The organism is Nocardia seriolae NBRC 15557, assembly GCF_007990715.1.
Classification (GTDB): Bacteria; Actinomycetota; Actinomycetes; order Mycobacteriales; family Mycobacteriaceae; genus Nocardia; species Nocardia seriolae.
Map to the genome: position 1 here is coordinate 1 of NZ_BJWY01000175.1, position 12,882 is coordinate 12,882.

Annotated in this window: 13 protein-coding genes; 6 read left to right on the forward strand and 7 right to left on the reverse strand. The window is 67.2% G+C overall.

Annotation, left to right across the window (positions count from 1 at the left end; translation table 11 throughout):
- Nucleotides 1–27: 27 nt before the first annotated feature.
- The gene (locus NS2_RS33080; protein WP_033091210.1) at nucleotides 28–993 is read right to left on the reverse strand and encodes a helix-turn-helix transcriptional regulator; all 966 of its coding nucleotides are present in this window, start codon (nucleotides 991–993) and stop codon (nucleotides 28–30) included.
- 63 nt (nucleotides 994–1,056) lie between these two features.
- Here NS2_RS33080 and NS2_RS33085 point away from each other — a divergent pair, with 63 nt between their 5' ends.
- From NS2_RS33085 to NS2_RS33100, 5 genes are all read left to right on the forward strand, one after another.
- Nucleotides 1,057–2,061 (forward strand): epoxide hydrolase family protein, encoded by a 1,005-nt coding sequence (locus tag NS2_RS33085; RefSeq protein ID WP_228102533.1) that lies wholly within the window; start codon nucleotides 1,057–1,059, stop codon nucleotides 2,059–2,061.
- A complete protein-coding gene (locus tag NS2_RS38090) occupies nucleotides 2,061–2,195 on the forward strand; it encodes a hypothetical protein (protein WP_256255227.1) in 135 nt (44 codons plus the stop codon). The genes NS2_RS33085 and NS2_RS38090 overlap by 1 nt, the downstream gene beginning before the upstream one ends.
- A 46-nt stretch (nucleotides 2,196–2,241) precedes the next feature.
- The gene (locus tag NS2_RS33090) at nucleotides 2,242–2,823 is read left to right on the forward strand and encodes a TetR/AcrR family transcriptional regulator (RefSeq protein ID WP_033091209.1); all 582 of its coding nucleotides are present in this window, start codon (nucleotides 2,242–2,244) and stop codon (nucleotides 2,821–2,823) included.
- 80 nt (nucleotides 2,824–2,903) lie between these two features.
- On the forward strand, nucleotides 2,904–3,665 hold the full coding sequence (locus NS2_RS33095) for an SDR family NAD(P)-dependent oxidoreductase (protein ID WP_033091208.1): 762 nt from the start codon (nucleotides 2,904–2,906) through the stop codon (nucleotides 3,663–3,665).
- Nucleotides 3,666–3,804: 139 nt separating this feature from the next.
- Nucleotides 3,805–4,230: a DUF4254 domain-containing protein gene (locus tag NS2_RS33100; RefSeq protein ID WP_033091207.1), complete on the forward strand. Its 426-nt coding sequence runs from the start codon at nucleotides 3,805–3,807 to the stop codon at nucleotides 4,228–4,230.
- On the opposite strand, the gene NS2_RS33105 is transcribed toward NS2_RS33100, so the two are convergent.
- The 6 genes from NS2_RS33105 to NS2_RS33130 are packed head-to-tail and all read right to left on the reverse strand — an operon-like array spanning nucleotide 4,224 to nucleotide 12,204.
- Nucleotides 4,224–6,158, reverse strand: a complete 1,935-nt coding sequence (locus NS2_RS33105; RefSeq protein WP_033091206.1) for an acetoacetate--CoA ligase — start codon at nucleotides 6,156–6,158, stop codon at nucleotides 4,224–4,226. The genes NS2_RS33100 and NS2_RS33105 overlap by 7 nt on opposite strands.
- Nucleotides 6,159–6,169: 11 nt before the next feature.
- Nucleotides 6,170–7,003, reverse strand: coding sequence for an HpcH/HpaI aldolase/citrate lyase family protein (locus NS2_RS33110; protein WP_033091205.1), 834 nt, complete (start codon nucleotides 7,001–7,003; stop codon nucleotides 6,170–6,172).
- Nucleotides 7,000–7,479, reverse strand: a complete 480-nt coding sequence (locus NS2_RS33115) for a MaoC family dehydratase (RefSeq protein ID WP_033091204.1) — start codon at nucleotides 7,477–7,479, stop codon at nucleotides 7,000–7,002. Before NS2_RS33115 ends, NS2_RS33110 begins: the two co-directional genes overlap by 4 nt.
- Nucleotides 7,476–8,636 carry an acyl-CoA dehydrogenase family protein gene (locus NS2_RS33120; RefSeq protein WP_033091203.1) on the reverse strand — a complete coding sequence of 387 codons (1,161 nt, stop codon included), beginning with the start codon at nucleotides 8,634–8,636 and terminating at the stop codon, nucleotides 7,476–7,478. Before NS2_RS33120 ends, NS2_RS33115 begins: the two co-directional genes overlap by 4 nt.
- Nucleotides 8,633–10,636: an acetyl-CoA carboxylase biotin carboxylase subunit gene (locus tag NS2_RS33125; protein WP_033091211.1), complete on the reverse strand. Its 2,004-nt coding sequence runs from the start codon at nucleotides 10,634–10,636 to the stop codon at nucleotides 8,633–8,635. Before NS2_RS33125 ends, NS2_RS33120 begins: the two co-directional genes overlap by 4 nt.
- Nucleotides 10,637–10,644: 8 nt before the next feature.
- Complete coding sequence (locus tag NS2_RS33130) at nucleotides 10,645–12,204, reverse strand: carboxyl transferase domain-containing protein (protein WP_033091202.1); 1,560 nt, start codon at nucleotides 12,202–12,204, stop codon at nucleotides 10,645–10,647.
- Nucleotides 12,205–12,292: 88 nt separating this feature from the next.
- Here NS2_RS33130 and NS2_RS33135 point away from each other — a divergent pair.
- A partial coding sequence (locus NS2_RS33135; RefSeq protein ID WP_033091201.1) for an SACE_7040 family transcriptional regulator occupies nucleotides 12,293–12,882 on the forward strand: 590 nt, incomplete at its 3' end.

Genomic DNA, 12,882 nt, shown 5'->3' on the forward strand with positions numbered 1-12,882 from the left:
GTCCAGGCATCTTTTGGCCTTTCTTCTTTATCTCTTCCCTACGGCCTGCCGCGCCCGCTCACTGATCTCCCGAACTGCCTCGACCAATTCCGGCGGGCCGTGGACCGCGAAGGCGAATCCCAACTCCAACAATCGATGTGCGACCCATTCGGGCAGATCGTCTCGCCACCTATCGAGAACGCATGCGGCGTCGTCTCGGGGCACGATTTCTCCCGGCCCTTCGCCCAGCCTGCCGATCACCTTTTCGGCAGGTCCGTCGATATCGACGTGGAAGTGCAGACGTGCAGTACCCCAATCGGTTCGAGCGCCGAGGACGTATGCGGCTGGATCCGACGCCGGTAGCTCGCGGGGAGTGAAGCGGGCGCCGGTTGGTTGTACGCGTTGGATTCGGTCGGCGCGGAAGGAGCGCCAATCGTTGCGGTCCAGGTCGTAGCCGACCAGGTACCAGCGGTGGCGGTAGGGGACGAGGCCGACCGGCTCTATGTTGCGGCGGGTTTCGTTGCCTTCGGCGGATTGGTACGCGAAACGGACTCGCTCCCTGTTGGTTACGGCGGCGGCGAGCGCGGTGAGCAATTCGGGGTCGACCGGGTTCGCGGACGAGCCGGGCGAAACGGTAGCGGCCCCCAGCACGCGGACCCGGCGACGGAGTTTCGCGGGCAGCACCTGTTCGATCTTGGTGAGCGCACGGACCGAAGCCTCCTCGATCCCGGCAACGGCCGACCCGGCCGCGGCCCGCAGGCCCACGGCGATCGCAACCGCCTCCTCGTCGTCGACCAGTAGCGGCGGCATGGCAGCGCCCGCGACCAGTCGGTATCCACCGGCGGCCCCCATGGTGGCCTCGACCGGGTACCCGAGCTCACGAAGCCGATCGATGTCCCGCCGGACGGTGCGGTCGGTGACGCCGAGCCGCTCGGCCAGCTCGCTTCCCGGCCACTCACGTGGTGACTGTAGCAGCGACAGCAGACGCAGCAGACGTGCCGATGTATCGCTCATGCCCTCCACTCTCCGCCCGAAATAGGACCAGATTAGTCCTAGATGACTCATACCGTGGTAGCCATGAGCGATACAGCCATCCACCCGTTCCGCATCGACATCCCGCAGTCCGATCTGGACGACCTCGAGGACCGCCTGGCCCGCGCCCGCTCGTCGGCGCAGTTGCCCGGTCAAGACTGGGACCGAGGCGTGCCGGTGGCTTGTCTACGTGAGCTGGCGGACTACTGGCGCACGGAATTCGATTGGTGCGCAAAGGAAGCCGAGCTCAATGCCTACCCGCAGTTCCAGACCGAGATCTACGGTCTGAACATCCATTTCCTGCACATCCGCTCAACGGACCCCGACGCCCTCCCCCTCATCCTCACGCATCGCTGGCCCAACACTTTCGTCGAATTCACCAAGACCATTCCGCTGCTGACGAATCCGACCGCCCACGGCATGGCTGCAACCCAGGCGTTCCATCTGGTGATCCCCTCCGTCCTGGGCTTCGGATTCTCCGAGGCCCCGCGCAAGACGGGAATGAAGCCCGAACGGGTGGCCCGAACGTGGGTCGAGCTCATGGCCCGCCTCGGCTATGACCGCTACGGCGTCCAAGGCGGTGACCTGGGCGCATATGTGGTCCAGGAAATGGCGATCGCCGACCCGGCCCACATCGTCGGCGTGCATATCGACGGCGGTATCGGCCTGCCCACCGAGGCCGACATCCCCACCATGACCGCCGAGGAACTCGCCGAGTGGGACCTCATGCAGAAGTGGCAGTCCGGCGTGAACCACCACGTCCTGCTGAACAAGGCTCCCCAAACCTTCGCCCACGCCGGGACCGACTCCCCATCGGCCTGCTGGCCTGGCTGGTCCACAAGTTCCACGAGTTCTCCCCGCTGGCAACCCATCTCGAAGACGCCGTCGACCGCGACCACCTGCTCACCAACGTCGCCATCTACTGGTTCACCAATACTGCCGCCACCTCCTCCTGGCCCATGTACAACGGCCTGGGGGACGACGGTTTCGCCTGGCCCAGAGGGCAGCAGCTGGTCCCGCTCGGCGTCTACGCCGGCGGCTCCGCACTGATGCGCCGTCTGGCCGATCGCGACAACACGATCGCCCACTGGCCGGAGGGCAATACCGGCAATCACTTCCTGGCGATGGATGTCCCCCGCGCCCACGCCGCCGACATCCAGGAGTTCTTCACCAAGGTCGCCTGATCGCATATTATTGACCGATCGGTCTAGATAGTCGTAGGGTTCTCCCATGGCGAGGACCAAGGAGTTCGATCCGGACACCGTGCTGCGCCGCGCTCTCGAATTGTTCTGGGAGCGCGGCTACGACGCGACGTCGATGTCGGATCTGGTTGCGCATCTTGGGATTGCCAAGGCCAGCATCTACGGCACCTACGGGGGCAAGCGCGAACTGTTCCTGAAGGCGCTCCAGCGCTACCTGGAGACGACCGATCCGGTGATCATGGCCGAGCTGTCACAGCCGGGCCCGGTGCTTCCGGCCGTACGCGGATTGGTGGAACGGTTCGTCACCGAAGCTTCCAGTCCTGATTCATATTTGGGCTGCATGGTAGTGAACAGCGCCGTCGAAATGGCGCACCGCGACGAGGCGGTGGCGCGACTCGTGGAGTCCAGCTGGTCGCACCTCGAGACCACACTGACTTCGGCCCTGCTGCGCGCCCGCGCACAGGGCGAATTGTCCGCGGACTCCGATCCGCGCGCAATCGCCCGATTCCTCCTGGTCTTCTTCCAAGGCGTCCGAGTCCTGGAGCGCGCACCGGATTCCGCTGTACGCCTGCGTGATGCGGCGCGAACAGCCGTATCCATACTCCGCTGAACAGTTTTCAGATTCATCCACAGGCTTCCCGACCACCTCAATTCAAGACCGATCATTCTACAAAGGAGTTGCGGACTCTCATGAGCACCCGTTTCGATGACAAAACTGTGCTGATCACCGGCGGTGCCGGCGCCATCGCCGGAGCGACCGCCCGCGCCTTCGCCGCCCGCGGCGCCACCGTCGTCCTGGCGGGCCGCGATGCCGACCAGCTGGCCCGCGCCGCCGCCGATATCCCCGCCGACGGCGGCAAACTCGACTGGGTGACCGCCGACGTCACCGACGCCGACCAGGTCCAGGCCATGGTCGAGGAGGTCGTCCGCAAGCACGGCGGCCTGCACGTGGCGTTCAACAATGCCGGAATCCTGGGCACTACCGCCCCGATCGGCGAGCTCGACGACAACGACTGGCACCGCGTCCTGGATGTCAACCTGACCGGCGTCTTCCTCTCCATGAAGCACGAAATCGCCCATATGCGAGCCAATGGCGGCGGCGTCGTCGTGAATATGGCGTCGAATATCGGCGCACACGGCCGCCGCCCCGGATTGGCCGCCTATGCCGCATCCAAGGCCGCCGTCAGCGCTTTGACCCAGACCGCTGCCCGCGACCATATCGCCGACGGCATTCGCATCAATGCCGTGAGCCCCGGCGCGACCGATACCCGGATGTCCTTCCGCCCCGGTGAAACTCGCGAGGACCGCGACGCCCGAGTGGCCTCCGCAATTCCGGTCGGTCGAGTTGGAGATCCCGCGGAGATCGCCGCCGCGGTGCTCTGGCTGGCTTCCCCCGAATCCAGTTTCGTCATCGGCCACGATCTGGTCATCGACGGCGGCGCCACCGCCTGATCTCACAACCGATTGCCCGGGCCCGCGAACTTTCAATAGCAAAACCGCAGCGGGCTGTTGAACCGGCAGACATCCCCCTGTCATCTGCGCTGACTAATGTGCTCATAATTCGCCGGTCGCGGTATTAGGAGCAGTCGCCATGAGGGACACACTGCCATCCAAGAATCAAGTCCTTCAGGCTTGTCGCGGTTCAGACGAGCCCGGGCATCCACTACTACGCGCCGCACACGACCTGACCGCCCTACACGAGCGCCTGCTCTGCGCCGAACCCGATGAGCTGGCCGAACTCGACACGGTCCGAACGCATTTGGTGCACGATATCGACCGCTGGGTGACCGCCCAGCTGCCGCCGTCGCACGGTGCGGCCCGCGTGCACACCGAAACCCTGGGCGCGGTCATCGACCGCCTGGCCCGCCTCACCGCCGCCGCCTATGCCGCGCTGGCCCGCCAATCGGGCCGGGAACTCACCATGGCGTGGGAGCACCTGGCCGAATTGGCGGTCGGCTACGAGGATTTGGCCTCGGAGGTATGCACCGGCCGTCGCCGTTTACCGGGCACTCACTGAGGCTTGCGCGCCGCGTACCAGTCCAGCAGTTCGGGGGCGTCGACGGCCGTCGGGGCGACCACGGTCGATGCCTCCGCACCCTGGAACAGTTTCTTGATGGGCACTTCCAGTTTCTTGCCCGTGCGGGTGTGCGGAATGCCCGGCGCCGCAATGATCTCGTCCGGCACATGCCGCGGGGAAACCTCGGCGCGAATGGTGGCATTGATGCGCGCCCGCAACTCGTCGTTCAATTCCGCGCCCGGTGCGAGCACCACGAACAGCGGCATCCAATATCCGCCGTCGGGCTGCTCCGCACCGATCACCAGCGCCTCGGCGACTTCCGGAATCCGTTCCACCGCCTGGTAGATATCGGCGCTGCCCATCCGAATGCCCTGCCGGTTCAGCGTGGAATCCGAGCGTCCGTGCACGACGATGCTGCCGTGATCGGTAATGGTGATCCAGTCACCGTGCCGCCAAACCCCGGGGAACATCTCGAAATACGCTTCCCGATACCGCGACCCGTCCGGATCGTTCCAGAACGACACCGGCATGGACGGCATCGGCTCGGTGATCACCAGTTCGCCGACCTCTTCGCGCACCGGATTGCCCTGCTCGTCCCAGGAATCCAGCGCCACACCGAGATACGGCGCGGACAGCTCGCCCGGCCACACCGGAACCGTGCGCACCCCGCCGATGAACGCCGACACCACATCGGTGCCGCCACTGATGGACGCGACCGGCGCCTGCGCACCGACATTGTCCCGCAGCCACAGCGAGGACGACGGCGGCAGCGCGGAGCCGGTGATACCGACCAGCCGCAGCGCCGAAAGATCGTGATCGGTGCGCGGCACGGACCCGGCCTTGGCACACGCCAGGACATAGCCCGGACTGGTGCCGAGCACCGTCGTCCTCGTCCGGGAGGCCAACTGCCACAGCGCATCCGGCGTCGGAGCGGCCGGACTGCCGTCGTAGCAGACAATGGTGGCGCCCACCAGCAGTCCGGCGACCTGGAAGTTCCACATCATCCAGCTCGGGCTGGTGTACCAGAAGAACGTGTCATCCGGCCCGATATCCGATTGCAGGGCAACGGCTTTCAGATGCTCGAGCAGCACCCCGCCGTGCCCGTGCACGATGCCCTTGGGCTTGCCGGTGGTACCGGAGGAGTACAGCACCCACAGCGGATGCGCGAAATCCACCTGCTCGGTGGCGATATCGACATCGGTGTCGCCGGGCTCGACCTGCCGCCAGGCGATCACATCGGGCAGCGAAGCACCGATGCGCGGCACCAGCACCGTGGCCGCCAGCGACGGCAGCCCCACCCGCAGCGCCGAGATATCGGCTGTCTTGTCGTGCACCTTCCCGCCGAACCGATACCCATCGGCGGCGACCAGCACCTTCGGCTCCAGCTGCCCGAGCCGATCGAGCGCGGCCTGCGCGGAATAGTCCTGCCCGCAAGCACTCCAGATGGCACCGATGCTCGCCGTGGCCAGAAACGCGATAACGGCCTCGGGGATATTCGGCAGGTAACCGGCGACCCGATCGCCGGGCCCCACCCCCAACCCCCGCAGCGCGTCCGCGAAGGCGGCAGCGGTGGCGATCAGTGCGGCCCAGGAGATCTCGACGATCTCCCCGGTCTCGTCGACGGACAGAATCGCGGGGCGATCGTCACGGACCTGCCGGACAACCTGGTCCACATAGTTCAGCGTCGTCCCTGGAAACCACTGTGCTCCAGGCATTTCCGCGGACCCCAGCACTTCCTCGCCCCGCTCGCCGAGATCGAAGTAGTCCCACACCGCACCCCAGAACCCCCGCAGGTCGTCCACCGACCACTGCCAGAGCGCCCGATAATCCGGCAGATTCAGCCCCGTGCGCTTCTCCGCGAACAGCGCGAAACTCGTCACCTGCGCCTCGGCGATATCCACCTCGCCGGGCACCCACTGTGGTTCCACCGCAATACCTCCTAGGACGCGAATCCCGCGCTGCCGGCGGTGGCCGCCCGCTGCACGATCCGCTCGGCATGCCGGATGACAGGCATGTCCACCATCCGCCCCTCGAAGGTGAAGACACCCCGATGGTTCGGCGCTTCCGCCAATAGTCTGCGCGCCCAGCTCACTTCCTCCGCGCCGGGCGCGTACGCGGTGCGAATCACCGGCACCTGGCTGGGATGAATGGCCACCTTGGCATCGAAGCCGACGGCCACCGCGTCCAGCGACTCCGCGGCCAGCCCGTCCAGATCCTTGATGTCCAGATACACCGAGTCGAGCGCGAACTTCCCGTACGCCTTGGCCGCCAGCAGCGACTGCGAGCGCACATGCCGCGCCACATCCCGGTACCCGCCGTCGGCGTGCCGGGAGGAGTTCCCGCCCAGCGCCGCCACCAGATCCTCCGCACCCCACATGACGCCGATGGCATTGCGCGCCATGACCGCCCGCCCGACGGCCAGCGCGCCCAGCGGCGATTCGATGAGCGCGATCACCTCGTAGTCGGCCAGCCGCGTGATCTGCTCGGCCGATTCGCATTTCGGCAGCATGATGCGCCGGTACTCGGTCCGCGCCAGCGCGTCCTGATCAAGCATGTGGTCGAGCGTGCCCGCGGCATTGACCCGGACCACGATCCGCTCGGGATCCAGCGGCGTGGCGATCAGCGCCTCGCGGGCCGCCGCCTTGTCCGCCTCGGCGACCCCGTCCTCGAGGTCGATGATGACCACATCGGCCGCGGCCAGCGCCTTGCCGTACCGCTCGGGCCGATCCGCCGGGCAGAAAAGCCAAGCGGGACCGGGCATTTCCCAGCTCATACCGGTTTCTTCCTCACCAGAGTCTTGCGGACGGCGGTCGCCACCACATCACCGTGCTGATTGCGCCCGGTATGCGCGAAGGTCACGATCCCCTCGCCCGGTCGGCTCTTGGATTCCCGCAGGTCGGTGACCACGGTCTCCGCGTACAGGGTGTCGCCGTGGAAAAGCGGCTTGGGGAAACCGATTTCGGAGAACCCCAGATTCGCGACGATGGTGCCCTGCGTCAGCTGCGCGACCGACAGCCCCACCAGCGTGGACAGCGTGAACATGGAGTTCACCAGCCGCTGATGGAACGGCGGCAGCGCCTCGGCGAACGCCGCGTCCAGATGCAGCGCCTGCGAGTTCATGGTCAGCGTCGTGAACAGCACATTGTCGGCCTCGGTAATGGTGCGCCCCGGCCGATGCTCGTACACCACGCCGAGCTCGAACTCGTCGAACCACAAGCCGCGCTGGACGACCCGCTTTGCGGAGCTCACAGACCCAGCTCCCGCCCGATCAGCATCAACTGCACCTCCGTGGTGCCCTCACCGATTTCCAGGATCTTGCTGTCGCGATAGTGCCGCGCCACAGCATATTCGTTCATGAACCCGTAGCCGCCGAAGATCTGCGTGGCGTCGCGGGCATTGTCCATGGCGGCCTCGCTGGCGACCAGCTTCGCGATGGCGGCTTCCTTCTTGAAGGGCTTGCCGGACAGCATGAGCGCGGCCGCGTCGTAGTAGGCGGTGCGGGCCATGTGGGCGCGCGCCTCCATGCGGGCGATCTTGAAGGCAATGGCCTGGTTGGCGCCGATGGGGCGGCCGAACGCCTGGCGATCCTTGGCATAGCGAACGCTCTCGTCGACACACCCCTGAGCCGCTCCGACGGACAGCGCCGCAATGGCGATCCGGCCCTCATCCAAGATCCGCAGGAAGTTGGCGTACCCACGTCCCCGCTCGCCGAGCAGGTTCTCCGCGGGCACCCGCACATCGTCGAACGACAGCGGGTGCGTATCCGAGGCGTTCCAGCCGACCTTGTTGTACGCGGGCTCCGCCGTGAACCCGGGCGTATCGGTCGGCACGATGATCGTCGAGATCTCCTTCTTGCCGTCGACCCCGCCCGTCACCGCCGTCACCGTCACCAGCCGCGTGATATCGGTACCCGAGTTGGTGATGAACTGCTTGGACCCGTTGATGACCCAGCTGTCCCCGTCCAGCACGGCGGTGGTCCGCGTGCCCCCGGCATCACTGCCCGCACCCGGCTCGGTCAGCCCGAACGCACCCAGCGCCCGGCCACTGGCCAGCAGCGGCAGCCACTCCGCCTTCTGCTTGTCGTTGCCGAACCGGTAGATCGGCATGGCCCCCAGCGAGACACCCGCCTCCAGCGTGATGGCCACGCTCTGATCGACCTTGCCCAGCTCCTCCAGGGCCAGGCACAGCGCGAAGTAGTCGCCGCCCATGCCGCCGAACTCTTCGGGGAACGGCAGACCGAACAGGCCCATATCCGCCATCCCCGAGACCACCTCGTACGGGAAGCTGTGCTCGGCATCGTGCTTGGCGGCGACCGGGGCCACCACCTGATTCGCGAAATCGCGGACGGTGAGCGCGAGCTGGCGGTACTCGTCCGGCAGTGTTCCGGTGGACAGGAAATCGGTCATGACTGGATGTTCTCCTCGGCGATGATGCGGGCCAGCGGCTGTTCGAGTTTCACCTGCGCACCGGCGGCGACCAGCAGTTCGACGCGGCCGGCCACGGGTGCGGTGAGCGAATGTTCCATCTTCATGGCCTCGACGACCACGATCGGCGTCCCGGCCGCCACCACGGCACCGTGCGCGACGGGGGTGGCGATGACGGAACCCGGCATGGGACTGATGATTTCGGCGTCACCGACGTGGGCGTCCCCGCCGCGCACATCGGCCTCGGCGACCTCGCGCAGCAGGACGATGCCGGTGCGATCGGCGACCCAGATCCGCCCCGGCTGGGTGGCGACGCGGAAGACGGTCCGCAGGCCCTCGAGCGTGAGGTTCAGCGAGCCGTTCTCGGATGAAGCTGTCAGCGACCGCTTTTCGCCGCCCTCAACCCACGTGACCGCCCGCTCGGGGGTACAGGCGATGTAGACATGCGCCGTACGGTCGCCGCCGATCAACCGGATACCAACGGGCACATGCTCCCCGGCCCGCCAGCCCGTCGGCTGCTGCCACGGATCGACCGAACCGGCGGGCCACCGCTCCAGCCACTGCGAGCAAGCGGCCGCGATGAACTGCTCGTCGGTCACAACAGCCGGGCTGAAATCGACCGCCCGCCGATCCAGCAGCCCGGTATCGAGCCGCCCGGCCAGCACGTCGGCATCGGCCAGCAGGAACCGCGCGAAATCGGTATTGGTCCGCACGCCCAGAATCTGGGTATCCCGCAGCGCCGCATCGAGTCTGGCGATCGCCTCGCCGCGGCTGGGCGCGTGCGCGATGACCTTCGACAGCATCGGGTCGTAGTCGGTCCCGACCACGGTCCCCGCCCGCAGCCCCGAATCCACCCGCACGCCCGGCCCTTCCGGCTCCGACAGCGCCAGCACGGTGCCGCCGGTGGGCAGGAAGTCGCGCCCCGGATCCTCGGCGTAGACGCGCGCCTCGACGGCGTGCCCGATGAGCCGGATGTCCTCCTGCGCCGCGGCCAGCTTCTGTCCGGCGGCGATGCGCACCTGGCACTCCACCAGATCCACGCCGGTGACCAGCTCGGTGACCGGGTGTTCCACCTGGAGCCGGGTGTTCATCTCCATGAAGAAGAACTCGTCCGGCCGATCAGCCGAGACGATGAACTCCACCGTTCCCGCGCCGACGTAATCCACACTGCGCGCGGTATTGCACGCGGCCGCACCGATCCGAGCCCGAGTCGCGGCATCCAGCAAGGGCGAGGGCGCTTCCTCGATCACCTTCTGATGCCGCCGCTGCAAGCTGCACTCACGCTCGCCCAGATGCAGCACATGCCCGAACTGGTCGGCCAGAATCTGCACCTCGATATGCCGCGGCCGGGTCACGAACCGCTCCAGGAACAAGGTGTCGTCCCCGAACGCGGCCCCCGCCTCGCGCCGCGCACTGACCAGCGCGGCAGGCAGATCGGCCGGATCATCGACCCGCCGCATGCCCTTGCCGCCACCACCGGCCGACGGCTTGACCAGCACTGGATACCCGATCTCGGTTGCGGCGGAGATCAATTCGTCATCGGTGAGCCCCCGCCTGGCGATCCCGGGCACCACCGGCACCCCGCACTCCGCCACCGCGTTCTTGGCGGTGATCTTGTCACCCATGGTCTCGATGGCCCGCGCCGACGGCCCGAGGAAGGCGATGCCCGCGTCTTCCAAGGCCGCCGCGAAGGCCGAATTCTCCGACAGGAAGCCGTATCCCGGATGCACCGCCTGCGCACCCGAGCGCACGGCCGCCGTGACCACCTTCTCGATGCTCAGATACGACTCCCGAGCCGGTGCCGGTCCCAGCCGGACCGCCGTATCGGCCTCGCGCACGTGGCGCGCGTCGGCATCGGCATCGCTGTACACCGCGACGGATCGAATTCCCATGGCCCGCAAGGTCCGAATGACCCGCACCGCGATCTCGCCGCGATTGGCGACGAGGACGGTGTCGAAGGAAACGGGGTGAGCTGTGTTCATCAAGGTCATCACATCCGGAAGACGCCGTAGGAGACGGGCTCGAGCGGGGCCTGCGCGCAGACCGAAAGGGCCAGGCCGACTACGGTTCTGGTATCGGCCGGGTCGATCACGCCATCGTCCCAGAGCCGCGCGGTCGAGTAGTAGGGATTGCCCTGCCGCTCGTACTGCTCGCGAATCGGGGCCTGGAACGCCTCGACGTCCTCCTCGGACTGGTCACCGCGCACGGTCGCCAGCACCGACGCAGCCTGCTCACCGCCCATGACCGAGATCCGCGCATTCGGCCACATCCACAGGAAGCGAGGCGAATACGCGCGCCCGCACATGGAGTAGTTGCCGGCACCATAGGACCCGCCGATGACCACCGTCAGCTTGGGCACCCGAGCGCACGCCACCGCGGTCACCATCTTCGCGCCGTGCTTGGCGATGCCGCCCGCCTCGTAGTCACGCCCGACCATGAACCCGGTGATGTTCTGCAGGAACAGCAGCGGAATCTTGCGCTTGTCGCAGAGCTCGATGAAATGCGCGCCCTTCATGGCGGATTCGGCGAAGAGCACCCCGTTGTTGGCGACGATCCCCACCGGATGACCGTGAATCCGCGCGAACCCGGTGACCAGCGTCTTGCCGTACTCGGCCTTGAACTCCTGGAACTCACCACCGTCGATGATCCGCGTGATGACTTCCCGCACGTCATACGGCGTCCGCAAATCCACCGGCACCACGTCGTACAACTCGTCCTGCGGCGCAATCGGATCCACCGTCGGCGCGACATCCCACGGCGTCGGCGTCTTGGGCCCCAGCGTGGCCACGATATTGCGCACGATCCGCAGCGCGTCCTGGTCGCTCTCGGCCAGATGATCGGTGACACCCGAAGTCCGCGAGTGCAATTCGCCGCCGCCCAGTTCCTCGGCGGTCACGATCTCGCCGGTGGCCGCCTTCACCAGCGGCGGCCCGCCCAGGAAGATGGTGCCCTGATTGCGCACGATGACGGTCTCGTCGCTCATGGCGGGCACGTACGCGCCGCCGGCGGTGCAGGACCCCAGCACCGCCGAGATCTGCGCGATGCCCTTGGCGGACATATTGGCCTGGTTGAAGAAGATGCGCCCGAAGTGCTCCCGGTCGGGGAAGACCTCGTCCTGCCGCGGCAGGTACGCGCCGCCGGAATCGACGAGGTACACGCACGGCAGATTGTTCTGCAGCGCGACTTCCTGCGCCCGCAGGTGCTTCTTCACCGTCATCGGGTAGTAGGTGCCGCCCTTGACCGTCGCGTCATTGGCGATGATCACGCACTCCCGCCCGGCCACCCGGCCGATGCCGCCGATGACGCCCGCGCCCGGACACTCGTCGTCGTACATGCCGTTCGCCGCCAGCGGTGACAGCTCGAGGAACGGGCTGCCGGTGTCCAGCAGCTGGTCCACGCGCTGGCGCGGGAGCAGCTTGCCGCGGGCGAGATGCCGTTCCCGGCTCTTCTCCGGCCCGCCCAGCGCGCTCACGGCCAGCCGCTCCCGCAACTCGCCCACCAGCTCGAGGTGCGCGGCCCGATGACCGGCCCGCGTGCTCTCCGTCAGCATTCGCTCCCCGCTCGGTTAGTCACCAATAACTGGAAAATAAGATAATCTTCACTAACTGAGTTGTCCAGCACCGACGAGAGGAGCCCCGGTGAACAGCACGGAAACCACCACGCTCACCCGTCGCGAGCAGCTCAAGGCGCAACGCCGGGAGCAGCTGCTGGTGGCCGGAGCACGGCTCATCGCGGATCGCGGATTCCTGGGTATGCGCCTCGACGACCTGGGCGCGGCGGTGGGCATCAGCGGCCCGGCCGTCTACCGCCACTTCCCCAATAAAGAGGCGCTACTGGTCGAACTGCTGGTGGGCATCAGTCAGCGCCTGCTCGACGGCGGTCGCGCGGTGGTCGAGCAGGCGACCTCCCCCGAGCAGGCCCTCGACGGCCTGCTCGACTTCCACCTCGACTTCGCCCTGGGCGAGCCGGAACTCATCCGCATCCAGGACCGTGACCTGGAGAATCTCCCCGAGTCGGCCCGCCGCCAGGTCCGGCGCACCCAGCGCCAATACGTCGAGGTCTGGGTCGAGGTGCTGCGCGAGCTGCACCCCGACCTCCCCGAACCGGCCGCGCGCGTGCAGGCTCACGCCACCTTCGGCCTGATCAACTCCACCCCCCACAGCGCCCCCGCCACCCTCGCCACGCGGGCCCGCCCGATCCTGCGGCAGATGGCCCGCGCGGCGCTCGC

Bases quoted from the DNA above. Each gene is read 5' to 3' on its own strand.
- NS2_RS33080 (WP_033091210.1), bottom strand. From the start codon at position 993: ATGAGCGATACATCGGCACGTCTGCTGCGTCTGCTGTCGCTGCTACAG.
- NS2_RS33085 (WP_228102533.1), top strand. From the start codon at position 1,057: ATGAGCGATACAGCCATCCACCCGTTCCGCATCGACATCCCGCAGTCC.
- NS2_RS38090 (WP_256255227.1), top strand. From the start codon at position 2,061: ATGCGCCGTCTGGCCGATCGCGACAACACGATCGCCCACTGGCCGGAG.
- NS2_RS33090 (WP_033091209.1), top strand. From the start codon at position 2,242: ATGGCGAGGACCAAGGAGTTCGATCCGGACACCGTGCTGCGCCGCGCT.
- NS2_RS33095 (WP_033091208.1), top strand. From the start codon at position 2,904: ATGAGCACCCGTTTCGATGACAAAACTGTGCTGATCACCGGCGGTGCC.
- NS2_RS33100 (WP_033091207.1), top strand. From the start codon at position 3,805: ATGAGGGACACACTGCCATCCAAGAATCAAGTCCTTCAGGCTTGTCGC.
- NS2_RS33110 (WP_033091205.1), bottom strand. From the start codon at position 7,003: ATGAGCTGGGAAATGCCCGGTCCCGCTTGGCTTTTCTGCCCGGCGGAT.
- NS2_RS33120 (WP_033091203.1), bottom strand. From the start codon at position 8,636: ATGACCGATTTCCTGTCCACCGGAACACTGCCGGACGAGTACCGCCAG.
- NS2_RS33125 (WP_033091211.1), bottom strand. From the start codon at position 10,636: ATGAACACAGCTCACCCCGTTTCCTTCGACACCGTCCTCGTCGCCAAT.
- NS2_RS33130 (WP_033091202.1), bottom strand. From the start codon at position 12,204: ATGCTGACGGAGAGCACGCGGGCCGGTCATCGGGCCGCGCACCTCGAG.